The sequence below is a fragment of the Rhizobium sp. HT1-10 genome (assembly GCF_049472505.1).
Taxonomy (GTDB): Bacteria; Pseudomonadota; Alphaproteobacteria; order Rhizobiales; family Rhizobiaceae; genus Rhizobium.
In genome coordinates this window covers 136,264-153,403 of sequence record NZ_JBCEBQ010000008.1, presented here as the reverse complement: position 1 = coordinate 153,403, position 17,140 = coordinate 136,264, and the positions used below count along the sequence as shown (strand labels likewise).

Annotated in this window: 15 protein-coding genes; 11 read left to right on the top strand and 4 right to left on the bottom strand. The window is 62.3% G+C overall.

All coding sequences use genetic code 11. The features are described 5' to 3' along the window. Positions 1-4: 4 nt before the first annotated feature. Entirely contained in the window at positions 5-451 is a 447-nt protein-coding gene (locus VH564_RS19445; protein WP_423341511.1) for a type II toxin-antitoxin system RatA family toxin, read from the top strand. Here VH564_RS19445 and VH564_RS19440 read toward each other — a convergent pair. Both VH564_RS19440 and VH564_RS19435 read right to left on the bottom strand, forming a co-directional pair. After that, the gene (locus VH564_RS19440; RefSeq protein ID WP_423341510.1) at positions 442-942 is read right to left on the bottom strand and encodes a CinA family protein; all 501 of its coding nucleotides are present in this window, start codon (positions 940-942) and stop codon (positions 442-444) included. The genes VH564_RS19445 and VH564_RS19440 overlap by 10 nt on opposite strands. After that, on the bottom strand, positions 939-2,147 hold the full coding sequence (locus VH564_RS19435) for a bifunctional 2-C-methyl-D-erythritol 4-phosphate cytidylyltransferase/2-C-methyl-D-erythritol 2,4-cyclodiphosphate synthase (protein ID WP_423341509.1): 1,209 nt from the start codon (positions 2,145-2,147) through the stop codon (positions 939-941). The genes VH564_RS19440 and VH564_RS19435 overlap by 4 nt, the downstream gene beginning before the upstream one ends. Before the next feature lie 174 nt (positions 2,148-2,321). On the opposite strand from VH564_RS19435, the gene dusB reads away from it, so the two are divergent. The 7 genes from dusB to hflX all read left to right on the top strand — a co-directional run bounded on the left by dusB (position 2,322) and on the right by hflX (position 11,729). After that, positions 2,322-3,317, top strand: coding sequence for a tRNA dihydrouridine synthase DusB (dusB, locus tag VH564_RS19430; RefSeq protein WP_423341508.1), 996 nt, complete (start codon positions 2,322-2,324; stop codon positions 3,315-3,317). Then, the gene (locus VH564_RS19425; RefSeq protein WP_423341507.1) at positions 3,314-4,471 is read left to right on the top strand and encodes a two-component system sensor histidine kinase NtrB; all 1,158 of its coding nucleotides are present in this window, start codon (positions 3,314-3,316) and stop codon (positions 4,469-4,471) included. Before dusB ends, VH564_RS19425 begins: the two co-directional genes overlap by 4 nt. After that, positions 4,468-5,919, top strand: a complete 1,452-nt coding sequence (gene ntrC / locus VH564_RS19420) for a nitrogen regulation protein NR(I) (RefSeq protein WP_423341506.1) — start codon at positions 4,468-4,470, stop codon at positions 5,917-5,919. Before VH564_RS19425 ends, ntrC begins: the two co-directional genes overlap by 4 nt. A gap of 256 nt (positions 5,920-6,175) precedes the next feature. After that, positions 6,176-8,449: an ATP-binding protein gene (locus VH564_RS19415; RefSeq protein ID WP_423341505.1), complete on the top strand. Its 2,274-nt coding sequence runs from the start codon at positions 6,176-6,178 to the stop codon at positions 8,447-8,449. Further along, the gene (locus tag VH564_RS19410) at positions 8,439-9,803 is read left to right on the top strand and encodes a sigma-54-dependent transcriptional regulator (RefSeq protein ID WP_423341504.1); all 1,365 of its coding nucleotides are present in this window, start codon (positions 8,439-8,441) and stop codon (positions 9,801-9,803) included. Before VH564_RS19415 ends, VH564_RS19410 begins: the two co-directional genes overlap by 11 nt. A 264-nt stretch (positions 9,804-10,067) precedes the next feature. After that, positions 10,068-10,310 carry an RNA chaperone Hfq gene (gene hfq / locus VH564_RS19405; protein WP_003539403.1) on the top strand — a complete coding sequence of 81 codons (243 nt, stop codon included), beginning with the start codon at positions 10,068-10,070 and terminating at the stop codon, positions 10,308-10,310. An 18-nt stretch (positions 10,311-10,328) separates the two neighbouring features. Further along, positions 10,329-11,729 carry a GTPase HflX gene (hflX, locus tag VH564_RS19400; protein WP_423341608.1) on the top strand — a complete coding sequence of 467 codons (1,401 nt, stop codon included), beginning with the start codon at positions 10,329-10,331 and terminating at the stop codon, positions 11,727-11,729. A gap of 271 nt (positions 11,730-12,000) precedes the next feature. On the opposite strand, the gene mazG is transcribed toward hflX, so the two are convergent. Both mazG and VH564_RS19390 read right to left on the bottom strand, forming a co-directional pair. Next, the gene (gene mazG, locus VH564_RS19395) at positions 12,001-12,834 is read right to left on the bottom strand and encodes a nucleoside triphosphate pyrophosphohydrolase (protein ID WP_423341607.1); all 834 of its coding nucleotides are present in this window, start codon (positions 12,832-12,834) and stop codon (positions 12,001-12,003) included. A 28-nt stretch (positions 12,835-12,862) separates the two neighbouring features. Continuing rightward, positions 12,863-13,411 carry a nucleoside deaminase gene (locus VH564_RS19390; protein ID WP_423341606.1) on the bottom strand — a complete coding sequence of 183 codons (549 nt, stop codon included), beginning with the start codon at positions 13,409-13,411 and terminating at the stop codon, positions 12,863-12,865. Between the two features lie 285 nt (positions 13,412-13,696). Here VH564_RS19390 and cysG point away from each other — a divergent pair, with 285 nt between their 5' ends. The 3 genes from cysG to VH564_RS19375 are packed head-to-tail and all read left to right on the top strand — an operon-like array spanning position 13,697 to position 17,134. Next, entirely contained in the window at positions 13,697-15,139 is a 1,443-nt protein-coding gene (gene cysG, locus VH564_RS19385) for a siroheme synthase CysG (protein WP_423341503.1), read from the top strand. Position 15,140: 1 nt separating this feature from the next. Further along, positions 15,141-15,455: a DUF2849 domain-containing protein gene (locus VH564_RS19380; protein ID WP_423341502.1), complete on the top strand. Its 315-nt coding sequence runs from the start codon at positions 15,141-15,143 to the stop codon at positions 15,453-15,455. Positions 15,456-15,463: 8 nt separating this feature from the next. After that, positions 15,464-17,134 (top strand): nitrite/sulfite reductase, encoded by a 1,671-nt coding sequence (locus VH564_RS19375; protein ID WP_423341501.1) that lies wholly within the window; start codon positions 15,464-15,466, stop codon positions 17,132-17,134. Positions 17,135-17,140: the final 6 nt, after the last annotated feature.

Genomic DNA, 17,140 nt, shown 5'->3' with positions numbered 1-17,140 from the left:
GCTGATGCCAAAGTTCGAAACCCACCGCCCGGTTCCCCATACCCCCGATCAGATGTTCGACCTCGTCGCCGACGTCGAGCGCTATCCGGAGTTCCTGCCGCTGTGCAACGGCCTTGTCGTGCGCAGCCGCAAGGAGCGCGACGGCAAGACCCTGCTGGTTGCCGACATGACGGTGGGCTACAAGGCCATCCGCGAGACCTTCACGACGCAGGTTCTGCTCAACCGGGCGGAGCATGTCATCGACGTGCAGTATGTCGATGGCCCGTTCAAATACCTGAACAACCGCTGGGCCTTCCAGCCGACCGCCGATGGCGGCTGCACCATCGACTTTTTCATCGACTACGAATTCAAGAGCCGCATCCTCGGCGCGCTGATGGGATCGATGTTCGACCGCGCCTTCCGCATGTTCACCGAAGCCTTCGAGACGCGGGCCGGCAAGATCTACGCCTGAGCCAGTTCCAGCAGCATTTCCAGTGCGGTCGCAACCGTTGCCAGCCGGACTTCATCGCGACCCAGATCGCCGTAGCGCATTTCCCGATGCAGGATTTTGCCGTCAAGCGATCGCGCGGCGAGATGGACAAGCCCGACCGGCTTGTCGACGGAGCCGCCGCCGGGTCCGGCAATGCCGGTGACCGCAACAGCCAAGGCTGCGCGCGAGCGGAAGAGGGCACCCTGGACCATCTGCAACGCCGTCTCGCGCGACACCGCGCCATAGGCTGCCAGCGTTGCGGCCTGGACGCCGAGCATCTCCATTTTGGCCGTGTTGGTATAGGTGACGAAACCGCGATCAACGACGGCGGACGATCCGGCGATATCCGTAAGGGCGCCTGCAATCAGACCTCCGGTACAGGACTCGGCCGTCGCCACCATCAGGCCGCGCGCCTTGCAGAGCGTCACGAGCTGCTCGGCCAGGGTGGCAACGGGACTGTCGAAGGTGCTCATGCTTTGCCTCCCCGGTAGACGACCGTCGCCGTGGCGATGGCTGCGATGCCCTCACGGCGGCCGACGAAGCCGATTTCTTCATTCGTCGTGGCCTTGACCGAACAGCGGTCGATGCCGATGCCGAGAAAGGTCGAAAGCGCCTGGCGCATCTCGAGGCGGCGCGGTCCGATCTTGGGTGCTTCGGCGATCAGTGTCACGTCGGCATTCATGATCGTGCCGCCGTTTTCGCGCACCATCTTTGCCGCGTGCTCGATGAAGATGCGCGAGGCCGCGCCCTTCCATTGGGGGTCGCTCGGCGGGAAATGGTCGCCGATATCGCCGGCACCGCAGGTGGCGAGTAGCGCGTCGGTCAGCGCGTGCAGGGCCACATCGGCATCCGAATGGCCTTTGAGCCGCTGGTCGTGCGGCAGAAAGACGCCGCAAAGTGTCACGCCATCACCCGGTTCCAGTTGGTGCACGTCGTAACCGTTGCCCGTCCTGACGTCGGGAAGGTGGGCCGATAGTCTGTCATCCGCCATGCTGATGTCCCTTGCAACCGTAAGCTTGATATTGTCCGCAATGCCGGCCACGAGCCTTACCGGGATGCCCGCCCACTCGGCAATCGATGCATCGTCGGTGAAATCGGTGCGGCCGTCGAGGGCTGCCTTTTCGTGCGCCTCCAGGATCGCGGTGAATTCGAAAGCCTGCGGTGTCTGGGCGGCATAGAGCCCGGCGCGGGCGACGGTTTCCGTCACCAGACGATCGGCGTTGATCCGTTTCAGCGTATCCGTCACCGGCGTTGCCGGCAGCACCGCCAGCGCTCCGCCCTCCAGCGCCGAGCGGATATCGTCGAGCAGCGCATGGTTAAAAAACGGGCGGACGGCATCGTGGATCAGGACGTGGGTGACGTCGGATCCCTTGAGCGATCGCAGCCCGGCCAGAACGGACTGCTGGCGCGTGGCGCCGCCGAAGGTACTCGCGACCGACACATTCTCAGCAAGCCCGGCCGAAGCCGTCGAGAAAAGCGCCTCGTCATCGCGATGAATAACAACGACAATTGCCGAATGGTGCGGCCATGTCATGAACCCTTCAAGCGTATGGGCGATGATCGCCTTGCTGCCGATGGTGCGATATTGTTTTGGGCCGTCTTGCGGCGATCCGGCGCGCTCGCCGCGACCGGCCGCCACCACCAGAATTCCGAGCGACATCGGTTGCTTTGCGTGCATTTGCGTCCTAAACCCCGGATCCAAAGTTATTTACTGGAAGCGGGTCTAGCGTCTCCACCAGGGCTTTTCCAGCATTTGCCCAAAAAATATCGAGCCCTGCCGAAAGCGCTTGGCAAGCTCAAAAAATGTGGCTAAAAATAGTGCAAATTCCTCGCGTGCCCGAAAGATAACCTTTTGTCTGCCATCGACATTGCATCACCTTTGTCCGTCGGGCCCGTCCAGATCAGAAACCGAGTCGTGCTCGCACCGATGTCCGGTGTCACCGATCTCCCCTTTCGCCAGCTTGCCATGCGCTTCGGTGCGGGCCTGGTAGTAACGGAGATGGTGGCAAGCCGTGAGTTGGTTCAGGACGCTGCCGAATCCTGGTCGCGCCTGAAGCATGCGGGGCTCAAGCCACACATGGTCCAGCTTGCCGGCCGGGAAGCCTATTGGCTGGCGGAGGCCGCCAAGATCGCCGCCGGCAATGGCGCCGATATCATCGACATCAACATGGGTTGCCCCGCCAAGAAGGTGATCGGCGGCTATGCCGGATCCGCCTTGATGCGGGAGCCGGATCATGCGCTGTCGCTGATCGAGGCGACGGTCAAGGCCGTCGACGTGCCTGTGACGCTGAAGATGCGGCTCGGCTGGGACGAGAAGTCCATCAATGCCCCCGATATTGCGCGCCGTGCGGAAGAGACCGGCATCAAGCTGGTGACAATCCACGGGCGCACGCGCATGCAGTTTTATGAGGGCAAAGCGGATTGGGATGCGATCCGTGCCGTGCGTGACGCCGTCTCCATTCCGTTGATTGCCAATGGCGATGTCGAGACAGCTGAGGATGTCACCGACATCCTTCGTCGCTCCGGAGCGGATGCGGTCATGGTCGGTCGCGGCTGTCAGGGGCGTCCGTGGCATGCGGGCGTGCTGGCAGGGGGCGCAGGGCCGGCGGCCTCGGAAATTGCCGATATCGCCGTTGAACACTACCACGCCATGCTTGAATTTTATGGCGCCGATGTCGGCATTCGCCATTCGCGCAAGCATCTCGGCTGGTATCTCGACCGACATGCGCCCGGTTTCGACAAGGCGCGGATCATGACATCCAAGGATGCGGGCGAGGTCGCGACACTTTTGCGTTCCGCCCTTTCCGAAGCTTCGCAATATTTGCAGCAGACGCAGGAGGCAGCATGACTTCCGAGTCCTACAAACCGCCGGGGGATCATGCCGGCAACGCTGTTGCCATGGCGGTTCTCAACGCCATTCAGAACCCCGTCGTCATGGTCGACGAGCGCGGCCTGATGGTCTTTGCCAATTGGGAGGCGGAAGCCTTCTTCGGCGCCAGCGCCTCCCACCTTGCCCGTTACAACATCTCGACATTCATTCCTTTCGGCAGCCCCCTGATCGGTCTCATCGATCAAGTGCGCGAGCGCCGAGCGCCGGTTAGCGAATACCGGGTCGACCTGAGTTCACCGCGCCTTGGCCAGGACAAGCTGGTCGATATCTACGTGGCGCCTGTGGTGAGCGAGCCCGGCTGCGTCGTCGTCGTCTTCCAGGAGCGCTCGATGGCTGACAAGATCGACCGCCAGCTGACGCACAGGGCGGCCGCCCGTTCGGTAACGGGCCTTGCCTCGATGCTCGCCCATGAGATCAAAAACCCGCTCTCCGGCATTCGCGGTGCCGCCCAGTTGCTCGAGCAATCGGCCGAGGACGATGACCGGGCGTTGACCCGGCTCATCTGCGACGAGACCGACCGGATCGTTTCGCTGGTCGATCGCATGGAGGTCTTCTCCGACGAGCGGCCGGTCGACCGGACGCCGGTCAACATCCATTCCGTGCTCGATCGGGTGAAGGCCGTCGCCAAGGCCGGCTTCGGACGCAACATCAAGATCACCGAGAATTACGATCCGTCGCTGCCGGCGGTCTATGCCAACCGCGACCAGCTGGTTCAGGTCTTTCTGAACCTGATCAAGAACGCCGCGGAGGCCGTCGCCGAACGTCCGGATGGCGAAATCATCCTCACCACCGCCTACCGGCCGGGCATCCGCCTGTCGGTTGCAGGTTCGCGCGAGAAGATTTCCCTGCCGCTTGAGTTCTGCGTCATCGACAATGGCCCCGGCGTGCCGGCCGATCTGCTGCCGCACCTCTTCGATCCGTTCATCACCACCAAGACCAACGGCACCGGCCTAGGCCTGGCGCTGGTCGCCAAGATCATCGGCGATCACGGCGGCATCGTCGAGTGCGACAGCCAGAATCACAAGACGACCTTCCGCGTCCTGATGCCGGCTTCCAAAGGGACCACTCCCGAAGATTCTCTTCCCGCGAACACCACAGGATCTCTCAGATGACTGCCACTATTCTTGTCGCTGACGACGATGCCGCCATTCGTACCGTGCTCAACCAGGCCTTGAGCCGGGCCGGTTACGATGTGCGCATAACCTCCAATGCCGCCACGCTCTGGCGCTGGATTTCTGCGGGCGAGGGCGATCTTGTGGTCACCGACGTGGTCATGCCGGACGAAAACGCCTTCGATCTGCTGCCGCGCATCAAGAAGGCCCGCCCGGAACTGCCGGTCCTGGTGATGAGTGCCCAGAATACCTTCATGACGGCGATCAAGGCCTCCGAAAAGGGTGCCTACGATTATCTGCCGAAGCCTTTCGACCTCACCGAATTGATCGCGATCATCGGCAGGGCGCTGGCGGAGCCGAAGCGCCGGCCGATGAAGATCGAGGACGACATGCAGGACGGCATGCCGCTGGTCGGCCGTTCCGCCGCCATGCAGGAAATCTACCGGGTGCTGGCGCGGCTGATGCAGACCGACCTGACGCTGATGATCACCGGCGAATCGGGCACCGGCAAGGAGCTTGTCGCGCGGGCGCTTCATGACTACGGCAAGCGCCGCAACGGCCCCTTCGTCGCCATCAACATGGCGGCCATTCCGCGCGACCTGATCGAATCGGAGCTGTTCGGCCACGAGAAGGGTGCCTTTACCGGCGCCCAGAACCGCTCGACAGGCCGATTCGAGCAGGCCGAGGGCGGCACGCTGTTCCTGGATGAAATCGGCGACATGCCGATGGATGCGCAGACGCGGTTGCTGCGCGTGCTGCAGCAGGGCGAATACACCACCGTCGGCGGCCGGACGCCGATCCGCACCGATGTGCGCATCGTCGCCGCCACCAACAAGGACCTGAAGCAGGCGATCAACCAGGGTGTCTTCCGCGAGGACCTCTATTATCGCCTCAACGTCGTGCCGCTGCGTCTGCCGCCGCTGCGCGATCGTGCCGAGGATATTCCGGATCTCGTCCGCCACTTCATCCAGCAGGCCGAAAAGGAGGGGCTCGGCACCAAGCGATTCGACACCGAAGCGCTGGAATTGATGAAGGCCTATCCCTGGCCTGGCAACGTGCGCGAACTCGAAAACCTGATCCGTCGCTTGATGGCCCTCTATCCGCAGGAAGTCATCACCCGCGAGATCATCGATTCGGAGCTGAGGGCGGACGTTCCGGATAGCCCGATTGACAAGGGGCCCGTTCGCACAGGCACGATGACCATCGCTCAGGCGGTGGAGGAAAACATGCGGGCCTACTTCACCAGTTTCGGGGACAATCTGCCCCCGCCCGGCCTCTATGACCGCGTCCTCACCGAACTGGAATATCCGTTGATCCTCGCAGCCCTGACCGCCACCCGGGGCAATCAGATCAAGGCTGCCGATCTCCTTGGCCTCAACCGCAATACTCTGCGCAAGAAGATCCGGGAATTGGGCGTCTCCGTGTATCGGAGCTCCCGCACGGCTTGACAACCGCCGTGCAACCGTTGCATTTTCGCCACAATGCGTTGCTTAAAGGTCACGCAGCCGATTTGGGGTTTTGAACGATCTCGTGGCGACTGGGTCATGTGAGGTTGGTGGACATCGCTTGCCGTCGCGCGGCCGGTGTCCGTGAGCTTGCGCTGCCTGCGGGATTATTGCCCTGTTTGCAACGGACGGACCTTCTCCGAAAAATCGGTTGATCACGCGGCCCAGCGCTGAAGCGCTTCGGCCAGGAGACGAATGCATGAACGAGGACGCGGTGTCGCCGTCGGCGAACGGTCAGGCGATCGTCAAGGTGACGGATCGTCGGGCGACATTTGCCTTGCCCGGCCTGTTGCTGGCAGGCGGTGCGCTCCTGTGCGCCGGCGTCACCCTGATAATTCTTTTGGGCCTCACCCCGGTTCCTCCGACCTCCCACGTCGTCGTCGCATCGGTTATCGTCAATTCGCTGTTTGTCGCAGCCCTGATCATCCTGATCGGACGCGAGGTCTTTCGTCTGTTGAAGGCGAGAAGCCGGGGGCGGGCGGCGGCCCGACTGCATATCCGGATCGTCGTCCTCTTCTCGATCGTCGCCATCACCCCTGCCATCCTGGTCGCGATCTTCGCATCGCTGACGCTGAACGTCGGGCTGGACCGCTGGTTTGCGCTCAGGACCCAGCAGATCATTCGCTCCTCGCAGAACGTCGCCCAGGCCTATCTGATGGAGAATGCCAGTTATCTGCAGGGACAGACGGCCTCGATGGGCAACGACCTCGAGCGCAACCACACCCTCTACAGCCTCGATCGGACCGGTTTTGGCGACCTGATGACACGCCAGGCGAAGGGTCGTGGCCTGCTCGGCGCCTTCCTGGTGCGCGGCGATGGCTCGGCCATCGTCCAGGCGGACATCAAGACGGAACGACCGCTGCCCGCCATCCCGAAGGATGCGCTTGCGGCATCGGCCGGAGGGCAGCCGACGCTTATTCCGCCTGGGGTAACCAATCTTGTCGGCGCCATCATCAAGCTCGACGAAATTCCCGGCGCCTATCTCTACACTGTGCGTGCCGTCGATCCGCGGGTGATGAACGCGATGCGGATGGTTGAGGAAAACACCGCCGAGTACAAGGGCATGGAAGAGGGACGCATGTCCCTGCAGATCGCCTTTGCGGTGCTCTACATCGGCTTCGCGCTGATCGTGCTGCTCGCCGCTATCTGGACAGCGATCGCGGTAGCCGACCGGATCGTGCGCCCGATCCGCCTGCTGATCAGCGCCGCCGACAATGTCGCATCGGGCAATATGAACGTCCTGGTGCCGGTGCGTGCGGCGGATGGCGACGTCGGCAGCCTGTCGCGCACCTTCAACAAGATGATCTCCGAAATCCGCACCCAGCGCGACGAGATCCTCGAGGCCAAGGACGAAGTCGACGACCGCCGCCGCTTTATCGAAGCGGTGCTATCGGGCGTCACCGCTGCCGTTATCGGCGTCGAGCACGACCGTCGCATCACCATCGTCAATACCTCGGCCGAAGTCCTGCTGACCCTGTCGAGCGGCGAGTTGCTGGGTCGGAGCCTCGAAGAAATCGCGCCCGAAGTCGATCAGGTGGTGACGGAGGCAACGACGCGCCATCGCAACGATTTCCGCAAGCAGATCAGCCTCGTGCGCGGTGGCACCGTGCGGACGCTGAGCGTTCAGGTGACGCGCGAGGAAACGCGCGACATGAAGGAATCCTATGTCATCACACTCGATGACATCACCGACCTCGTGATCGCCCAGCGCTCGACCGCCTGGGCCGACGTCGCGCGGCGCATCGCCCACGAGATCAAGAATCCGTTGACGCCGATCCAGCTCTCGGCCGAGCGCATCCGCCGGCGCTACGGCAAGCAGATCGACGAGAACGACCGGGCGGTATTCGACCAGTGCACCGATACGATCATTCGCCAGGTCGGCGACATCGGCCGGATGGTCGACGAATTCTCCTCCTTTGCCCGCATGCCGAAGCCGACGATGGAGCCGACCGACCTGCGCAGCATCATCCGTGACGCCGCTTTCCTGCGCGAAATGGGCAACAACCACGTCAAGTTCCAGCGGGAACTGGGCAGCGATCCGCTGGTCGGCATGTTCGATACGCGCATGCTCGGCCAGGCCTTCGGCAACATCATCAAGAATGCCGTCGAGGCGATCGACGCCGTTCCGAGCGGCGAGGAGCGCGGCGCGCCGACGGTCGTTCTGCGCGCGTCGCTCGATCCGGAGCGCGACAGGTTCACGGTCGATGTCATCGACAACGGTCGCGGCCTGCCGGTGGAAAACCGCCACAGCATTCTTGAGCCCTACATGACGATGCGGGAAAAGGGCACGGGCCTGGGTTTGGCAATCGTCAAGAAGATTATTGAAGACCATGGCGGGCAGCTGGAATTGCACGATGCCCCCGCCGAATTCGACCAGGGAAGGGGAGCCATGATCCGCGTGCATCTGCCACGCCGCGAACTGGCGACCATCGCTCCCGAAGCCAACGACAAGGAAGCAGCTTATGGCATCTGATATTCTGGTGGTGGACGACGAGGAAGACATCCGCGAGATTGTCTCCGGCATTCTTTCCGACGAGGGCCACGAGACCCGCACCGCCCATGACAGCGACAGCGCGCTCGCGACGATCTCCGAGCGTGTCCCGCGGCTGATCTTTCTCGACATCTGGATGCAGGGCAGCAAGCTCGACGGTCTGGCACTGCTCGACGAGATCAAAGCCAGACACCCGGACCTGCCCGTCGTCATGATCTCCGGCCACGGCAATGTCGAGACGGCCGTCTCCGCCATCAAGCGCGGTGCCTTCGACTTCATCGAGAAGCCGTTCAAGGCCGACCGGCTGATCCTGATCGCTGAACGGGCGCTTGAAAATTCCAAGCTCAAGAAGGAAGTCGTCGATCTCAAGCGCCGCACCGGCGACACCATCGAGCTGATCGGCACGTCTGTCGCCGTATCGCAGCTGCGCCAGACCATCGACAAGGTCTCGCCGACCAACAGTCGCGTCATGATCTTCGGCCCTTCCGGCTCCGGCAAGGAGCTGGTGGCACGCATGGTGCACAAGAAGTCGAGCCGCGCCAACGGCCCCTTCGTCGCGCTCAACGCCGCCAACATCACGCCGGATCGGATGGAGGTGGCGCTGTTCGGCACCGAGGGTTCGCCAGGGCAGGCGCGCAAGATCGGCGCTCTCGAAGAGGCGCACCGCGGCATGCTCTATCTCGACGAAGTCGGCGAAATGCCGCGCGAGACGCAGAATAAAATCCTGCGCGTGCTCGTGGACCAGCAGTTCGAGCGTGTCGGTGGTTCGAAGCGCGTCAAGGTCGATGTCCGCATCATCTCGTCGACGGCCTACAATCTCGAAAGCCGTATTGCCGAAAACCTGTTCCGTGAAGACCTCTACCATCGCCTGGCAGTCGTTCCGGTGCGTGTGCCGGCATTGGCCGAGCGCCGCGAAGACATTCCCTTCCTTGTCGACCAGCTGATGCGCCAGATTTCGGAGCAGGCCGGCATTCGTCCGCGCCGCATCGGCGATGACGCGATGGCCGTACTGCAGGCGCATGACTGGCCGGGCAACATTCGCCAGTTGCGCAACAACATCGAGCGGCTGATGATCCTTGCCCGCACCGACGGTCCCGATACCCCGATCACCGCGGAAATGCTGCCAACCGATCTAGGCGACATGCTGCCGAAGGTCTCAGCCCAGAATGACTATCACATCATGACCTTGCCGTTGCGCGAAGCCCGCGAAATGTTCGAGCGCGATTATCTGATCGCGCAGATCAATCGCTTCGGCGGCAACATCTCGAGGACGGCCGAGTTCGTCGGCATGGAGCGTTCGGCGTTGCATCGCAAGCTGAAGTCGCTGGGTGTCTAGTGGCACCTGCGGACCACTGCCAGCCTTGGTTTGCCGGTGGATCGCTCCATGAGCAATGCAACCGGTCGTGGGTCGAGGAGATCAGGCCTGCGGCCGATGGTTTTGGGGAGTACCGCTGATAACGTTTTCGACATTGCGAAAAAGACTGTGATTTGATACCAAGATTTGCTGGAGGAGAGGCGAGGGTATCTCCTGTCGCAGCCCCTAGTCTATGATGATATTGAACCGGCCGAAATGGTCGGCATGAAAGAAAGAAGCGGCGCCATGGCGGAACGTTCTCAGAATTTGCAGGACTTATTTCTCAATACTGTTCGCAAACAAAAGATTTCACTGACAATTTTTCTTATCAACGGCGTCAAACTGACTGGCGTTGTTACTTCCTTCGACAACTTCTGCGTCTTGTTGCGTCGCGACGGCCATTCTCAGCTTGTCTACAAACATGCTATTTCAACAATCATGCCTGGCCAGCCGATGCAGATGTTTGAAAGCGAAGAAGCCGCTTCCTAAACCGCATTCTCAATAGGAATTCTTCACATCACCACACGCGATACCAAAAATGACAGCATCATCCCGGAAGCCGAGAAGCACCGGGATGACATGCGAGCCGTCGTCATCGTTCCTGTCCTGAAGCAGGCGCGCGGAAGAGCGTCCAAGTCCGACGGCACCGTCACCTCGACGCGCACGCCGGAAAGCCGTCTTGAAGAGGGTCGACGTCTGGCCCACGCCATCGACCTCGAAGTCGTCTATGGCGCCATCGTGCCGGTCAACGAGCCCCGCCCCGGGACCTTGCTCGGCAGCGGCAAGATCGAAGAGATCGGCGGCCTGCTGGATGAGTTCAACGCCGGCCTCGTGATCGTCGATCATCCGCTGACGCCGGTGCAGCAGCGCAATCTCGAAAAGGAATGGGGCGCCAAGGTCATCGACCGGACGGGCCTCATCCTCGAAATCTTCGGTCGCCGCGCCTCCACCAAGGAAGGCACGCTGCAGGTCGATCTCGCCCATCTCAACTACCAGAAGGGCCGCCTGGTCCGCAGCTGGACCCACCTTGAACGCCAGCGCGGTGGCGCGGGCTTCATGGGTGGTCCGGGTGAAACCCAGATCGAGGCCGACCGTCGGCAATTGCAGGACCGGATCATCAAGCTCGAGAAGGAGCTGGAGCAGGTGGTCCGTACGCGCCAGCTGCACCGCGCCAAGCGCCGCAAGGTGCCGCATCCGATCGTCGCCCTCGTCGGCTACACGAATGCCGGCAAGTCGACGCTGTTCAATCGCATCACCGGCGCCGGCGTGCTGGCCGAGGACATGCTGTTTGCGACGCTCGATCCGACGCTGCGCCGGATGAAGCTGCCGCAGGGCCGCACCGTCATCATGTCCGACACCGTCGGCTTCATTTCCGACCTGCCCACCCATCTGGTCGCCGCCTTCCGGGCGACGCTGGAAGAGGTGCTCGAGGCCGACCTGATTCTTCACGTGCGCGACATGTCGGACGAGGACAATGCCGCCCAGAGCGTCGACGTCATGCGCATTCTTTCCGATCTCGGCATCGACGAGGCGGAGGCCGAAAAGCGCATCATCGAGGTCTGGAACAAGATCGACCGGCTCGAGCCCGAAGCTCATGACGCGATGATGCAGAAGGCCTCGACGGCCCGCAACGTCATTGCCGTATCGGCGATCACGGGTGAGGGCGTCGAGACGCTGATGGACGAGATCAGCGGCCGGTTGTCGGGCGTGCTGGTGGAAGCGACGATTGTCGTCCCGCTCGACAAGCTGGCCCTGCTGCCCTGGCTCTACAGCCACGGCATTGTCGACGGACGCGAGGACAACGAAGACGGCACCGTGTCGCTCGACGTTCGACTGTCCGAAGCTGAATCTGCCGAGCTGGAGCGCCGCATGGGTAATGGCCAGAAGGCGCAGGACGCCGACTGGTAGGATGCTGCTTGGACGCGTCTGGCCAGTCGCGTCCTGGGATCATTTCAATACGCTTTACGTCATCCTCGGGCTGGAGCCGCGCTCTCGTCATCCTCGGCCTTGTGCCGAGGATCTAACCCGTTCCGAAAATGAGACGCCTGCAGATCCTCGGGACAAGCCCGAGGATGACGCGCGGTGAATCGGTGCCTCGCCGGCGACCGGTCTCGGGTGATGCGCCGGTCCCGCGTGGGTGTCAGCCGGCATTTGCGGCTGCGAGCAGGGCAGTGCGGCCTCAATCCAGCTGTCGTTCGATCGCCTTTGCGGCCTGCCAAAGCTCCTCCATCCGCTCCAGCGTCGCCGCCTGCAGGGTCTCACCTTCTGCTTCCAGTGTCCGCTCTATGTGACCGAAACGTCTGCGAAATTTCGTATTGGTTCCGCGCAGGGCCTGCTCCGGATCGGCGTCGACGTGCCGGCCGACATTGACGACGGCGAAGATCAGGTCGCCGAGTTCGTCCCGGACCTTGGCCGGATCGCCATCCTTCAGCGCCACGCGCAACTCGCCGATCTCCTCCTCGATCTTGTCGAGGATCGGTTCGGCTGTCGACCAGTCGAATCCGACCTTGGCAGCCCGCTCCTGCAACTTCAGTGCTTCGGTCAGGGCCGGAAAGCTGCGCTGTACCGAGCCGAGGTGGCCGCCGTTGGGATCAGCCTCCAGTCCGCGCCTGGTCCGACGCTCGGCCCTGAGCCGCTTTTCCTCCGTCTTGATCTGGTCCCACTGCAGCTTCACCGCGCCTGGTGTCGCTGCATCCGAGACGGCAAAGACATGGGGGTGGCGACGGATCATCTTGGAGGTGATGGCCTCGACAACGTCCCCGAAGGAGAAGTCGCCTGCCTCCTCGGCCATACGGGCGTGGAACACCACCTGCAGGAGCAGATCTCCGAGTTCGTCGCAAAGATCGTCCATGTCCCTACGCTCGATCGCGTCGGAGACCTCGTAGGCCTCTTCGATCGTGTAGGGCTTGATGCTCTCGAAGGTCTGAACGATGTCCCAAGGGCAGCCGGTTTCGGGGTTGCGTAGCGCCGCCATGATTTCGATCAGGCGGGAAATATCCTTGGAAGCTTCCATCACGGCGTCTCGGTCGTTTGTCATGGCGTCAGTTGAGCGGAATGGCGTTGTCGCCCTTCGTCGCCTGATAGCTGTCTGAAAGCTGGGCATAGGCTTCCTTGATCCGTGCCGTTTGCGCCTCGAGGGCGGCTTTGGTCGGCTCCGGTTCGATCGCCACCAGGTCGGCGATGGCGAAGCTCTGCCAGAAGGCGTTGTGCTTGCGGTAGCCGCCGGGCTCGAGGCCGAAGACCTCCTTCAGGATCGTCAAATCATGCGGAATGGCAAAGGCATCGCGCGAATCCTCGTGGCTGAAGAAGTAATAGAAATTGTCGAAGCCGGCCCAGGTGATGGCCGACATGCACATGCTGCAGGGTTCATGGGTCGAGAGAAAGATCAGCTCCTTGGTATCAGGCGTCTGTCCCATCTCGTAAAACCGCTTCAACGTATGGACCTCGCCATGCCAGAGAGGATTTTCAAGCTCGTTGTTGGTGGCGGCAACCACCACCGACAGATCGGACTTGCGCAGAATCGCTGCGCCGAACACCTTGTTGCCGTCGGCAACGCCTTTCTCGGTCAGGGGAAGGATGGTCTGTTCCATCACGTCGAGCAGACGCGCGGTGATTTCGGACGACAAGTGGCACACTCCTCAGATATCGTTTGGCGAGTTTAGCCTCACAAATCGCTGCGACGAAAGCGAAAATGGCGAATGGACATTCTTTGTCACAGAGAATAAAAATCGCCGACTTCAGCCGCCGCTTCCGGTCAGTTATACTCAAGGGTGGCGCTTGTCGGGTAAAAGAATACGCGGGACCGGCGCGATTGGAATTTCTGTTTCTTCATTTACTAGCTGACAAAAGCCATATTCGGCCGCTCGCAAAGTGGAATGATAATGCTTTCCTGGAATGACCAGCTTTCCGTGTTTCCGGCCTTCATGCGCGTGGAAGGGCGGACGACGGTTGTCTTCGGCAATGGTGACGAGGCTTTTGCCAAGGTCCGCTTGCTGTCGAACACCCGTGCCCGGATCGTCGCCTATGCCGACGATCCGGCCGCCGACTACGCCGCGTTCCTGGCTTTGCACCAGATAGAGACGGTACCGCAGCCCTTTTCGCCCGAATACATGGATGGCGCCGTGCTGGTCTTTGCCGCGACCGGCGATGCAGCACTCGATCGCCATATCGCGACGTCGGCAAGGGCCGCGAAGATCCCGGTCAACGCCGTCGACCAGCCGGACCAGTGCGATTTCTACACCCCCGCCATCGTCAACCGCGCGCCTCTTGCCGTCGCCATCGGCACAGAAGGCGCCGGCCCTGTGCTGGCGCAGATGATCCGAGCGCAGGTCGACCAGCTGCTGGCGCCCTCGCTCGGGCGGCTCGCGCAGCTGGCCATCGGCTACCGCAAAGCCGTGGAAGAGCACCTGCCGAAGGGCGTGGCCCGGCGGATTTTCTGGCGTGGGTTCTTCTCCGGGCGCGTCGCCGACGCCGTTGCCGTCGGTGACATCCCGCAGGCGCAACGCGCGGCCGATGCTCTCCTGCAGGCGTCGGGCAAGGCCGAGGGTCATATCTGGCTGGTCGGGGCAGGGCCCGGCGCGGAAGACCTGCTGACGCTGCGTGCGCAGCGCGCCATGATGGAAGCCGACGTGCTGGTCTACGACGCGCTCGTCCCGCAGGCGATCGTCGACATGGGGCGCCGCGACGCAGAGCGTCTGTCGGTCGGCAAGCGCAAGGGCTGTCACTCCAAGTCGCAAAGCGAGATCAACGATCTCCTGGTGCAGCTCGGTCGCGACGGCAAGCGCGTCGTCCGCTTGAAGTCCGGCGACCCGCTGATCTATGGGCGGGCCGGCGAGGAAATGGCGGCGCTTCGCGCTGCTGGCATTTCCTATGAAATCATTCCCGGCATCACCTCGGCACTCGCCGCCGCCGCCGATTTCCAGCTGCCGTTGACGCTGCGCGGTGTCGCTTCTTCGCTGGTCTTCACGACCGGCCATGATCTGACCGGCGATGTCCTGCCGGATTGGGCTGGCTTGGCGATCTCGGGCGCGACCATCGCCGTCTACATGGGCCGGACGGTTGCGGCGTCCGTCGCCGGCCGCCTGATGGAGGCGGGACTGCCCGCCGAAACGACGGTTGCCGTCATCGAGAATGCCAGCCGGGCCGATCGCCGCCTACTGCACGGCACGCTGAAAGACCTCCCCGATCTCGAGTTTCGCGATGAGCTGACCGGTCCGGTCATGGTGATCATCGGCGATGCCGTGGCCGGTGCCAATTTCGACCATTCCGAGCCGCTGGTCCATCAGCTGACCGTGGCTCCCGAACGTGCAAGGAGCTGAGATGGTAGACAAGGTTTTGACCGCCAACCGCCTGACCGATGGCATCTCCGTCTGGCTCGATGCCAACGGCCAATGGTCGACGTCCCTCCAGGGGGCGTTGGTCGCGCGCCACCCGGAAGCCGTGGCGGCGCTGGAGGCCATCGGCAAGCGCGCTTATGCTGAAAACAAGGTCGTTGACGTCAACGTCATCGACGTCCAAGAAACAGAAGGTGTGCTGTGGCCGCTGCGCCTGCGCGAACGCATCCGCGCCGAAGGTCCGACCATGGAATACGCGCCGGGCTATCCGATCGCCGATCCGAAATTCATTGATGCCTGAGGAAGACGATGTATCGCTACGACGAATTTGACCATGCCTTTGTCGCCGAGCGTGTCGCGCAGTTCCGCGATCAGGTCGAGCGCCGCCTTTCCGGCGAGCTGGCGGAAGATGCGTTCAAGCCGCTCAGGCTGATGAACGGCGTGTATCTTCAGCTGCATGCCTACATGCTGCGTATCGCTATTCCCTATGGCACGCTGAATTCGAAGCAGATGCGCATGCTGGCCCATGTGGCGCGGAAATACGACCGCGGATACGGCCACTTTACCACCCGCCAGAACCTGCAGTTCAACTGGCCGAAACTGTCCGACATGCCGGCAGTGTTGCACGATCTTTCGACGGTCGAGATGCACGCGATCCAGACCTCGGGCAACTGTATCCGTAACGTCACCGCCGACCATTTCGCCGGTGCCGCCGCCGACGAAGTCGCCGATCCGCGCCCCTATGCAGAGATTCTGCGCCAGTGGTCGTCGGTTCACCCGGAATTCTCGCTGCTGCCGCGCAAGTTCAAGATTGCCGTCACCGGCGCCGAGCGCGACCGCGCCGCGATCCAGGTGCACGACATCGGCCTTCATCTGAAGAAGAACGACAAGGGCGAGATTGGTTTTGCGGTCTATGTTGGCGGAGGCCAGGGCCGCACCCCGATGATCGCCAAGCTGATCCGCGACTTCCTGCCGGAAGAAGATCTGCTGTCCTACACCACCGCCGTCATGCGCGTTTATAATCTCCATGGCCGCCGCGACAACAAGTACAAGGCGCGCATCAAGATCCTCGTTCACGAGACCGGCGCCGAGGAACTGGCTCGCCAGGTCGAAGTCGAGTTCGCGCAGTTGAAGGATAGCGAGCTGAAGCTGCCGGATGCAGACGTCCAGGCGATCACCCGCTACTTTGCGCTTCCCGACATGCCGGAGCGTCCGGAGGGCTGGGAAAGCCTGGCGCGCTGGAAGAAGGCCGACGAGGATTTCGCCCGCTGGGTGCAGCAGAACGTACAGCCGCACAAGAACCCCGACTACGGCATGGTGACCATCTCGCTGAAGCCTATCGGCGGCATCCCGGGCGATGCCACGGATGCGCAGATGGAAATCGTTGCCGATATCGCCGAAGAGTTTGCCTTCGACGAGATCCGCGTCAGTCACGAGCAGAACCTGATCCTGCCGCATGTGGCGCTGGCAGATCTGGAATCGGTCTTCCGCCGTCTGCAGGGGACGGGTCTCGAGACTGCCAATGCCGGCTTGATCACCGATATCATTGCCTGTCCCGGCCTCGACTATTGCGCGCTGGCCAATGCGCGCTCTATCCCGCTGGCGCAGGAGATTTCCAGCCGGTTCGGCAGTGCCGAGCGCCAGGCTGAGATCGGCGAGCTGAAGATCAAGATCTCCGGCTGCATCAACGCCTGCGGCCACCATCATGTCGGCCATATCGGTCTGCTCGGCGTCGAGAAGAAGGGGGCAGAGCTCTACCAGATCACCCTCGGCGGCTCCGGCGACGAACATACGTCGATCGGCGAAATCGTCGGTCGCGGTTTCGATCCGGACAAGGTGACGGACGCGATAGAGACGATCGTCAATACCTATCTGGGGCTGCGGCTGGACCCGTCTGAAATCTTCCTTGCCGCCTATCGCCGGGTCGGACCGCAACCGTTCAAGGATGCGCTCTACGGCTCGGCAGCGGAAGCGGCATAAGGGAAT

What these genes read in the sequence shown, in the direction of transcription:
- VH564_RS19445 (WP_423341511.1), top strand. Translation starts at nt 5, where the DNA reads ATGCCAAAGTTCGAAACCCACCGCCCGGTTCCCCATACCCCCGATCAG.
- VH564_RS19440 (WP_423341510.1), bottom strand. Translation starts at nt 942, where the DNA reads ATGAGCACCTTCGACAGTCCCGTTGCCACCCTGGCCGAGCAGCTCGTG.
- VH564_RS19435 (WP_423341509.1), bottom strand. Translation starts at nt 2,147, where the DNA reads ATGCACGCAAAGCAACCGATGTCGCTCGGAATTCTGGTGGTGGCGGCC.
- VH564_RS19425 (WP_423341507.1), top strand. Translation starts at nt 3,314, where the DNA reads ATGACTTCCGAGTCCTACAAACCGCCGGGGGATCATGCCGGCAACGCT.
- ntrC (WP_423341506.1), top strand. Translation starts at nt 4,468, where the DNA reads ATGACTGCCACTATTCTTGTCGCTGACGACGATGCCGCCATTCGTACC.
- VH564_RS19415 (WP_423341505.1), top strand. Translation starts at nt 6,176, where the DNA reads ATGAACGAGGACGCGGTGTCGCCGTCGGCGAACGGTCAGGCGATCGTC.
- VH564_RS19410 (WP_423341504.1), top strand. Translation starts at nt 8,439, where the DNA reads ATGGCATCTGATATTCTGGTGGTGGACGACGAGGAAGACATCCGCGAG.
- hfq (WP_003539403.1), top strand. Translation starts at nt 10,068, where the DNA reads ATGGCGGAACGTTCTCAGAATTTGCAGGACTTATTTCTCAATACTGTT.
- mazG (WP_423341607.1), bottom strand. Translation starts at nt 12,834, where the DNA reads ATGGAAGCTTCCAAGGATATTTCCCGCCTGATCGAAATCATGGCGGCG.
- VH564_RS19390 (WP_423341606.1), bottom strand. Translation starts at nt 13,411, where the DNA reads ATGGAACAGACCATCCTTCCCCTGACCGAGAAAGGCGTTGCCGACGGC.
- cysG (WP_423341503.1), top strand. Translation starts at nt 13,697, where the DNA reads ATGATAATGCTTTCCTGGAATGACCAGCTTTCCGTGTTTCCGGCCTTC.
- VH564_RS19380 (WP_423341502.1), top strand. Translation starts at nt 15,141, where the DNA reads ATGGTAGACAAGGTTTTGACCGCCAACCGCCTGACCGATGGCATCTCC.
- VH564_RS19375 (WP_423341501.1), top strand. Translation starts at nt 15,464, where the DNA reads ATGTATCGCTACGACGAATTTGACCATGCCTTTGTCGCCGAGCGTGTC.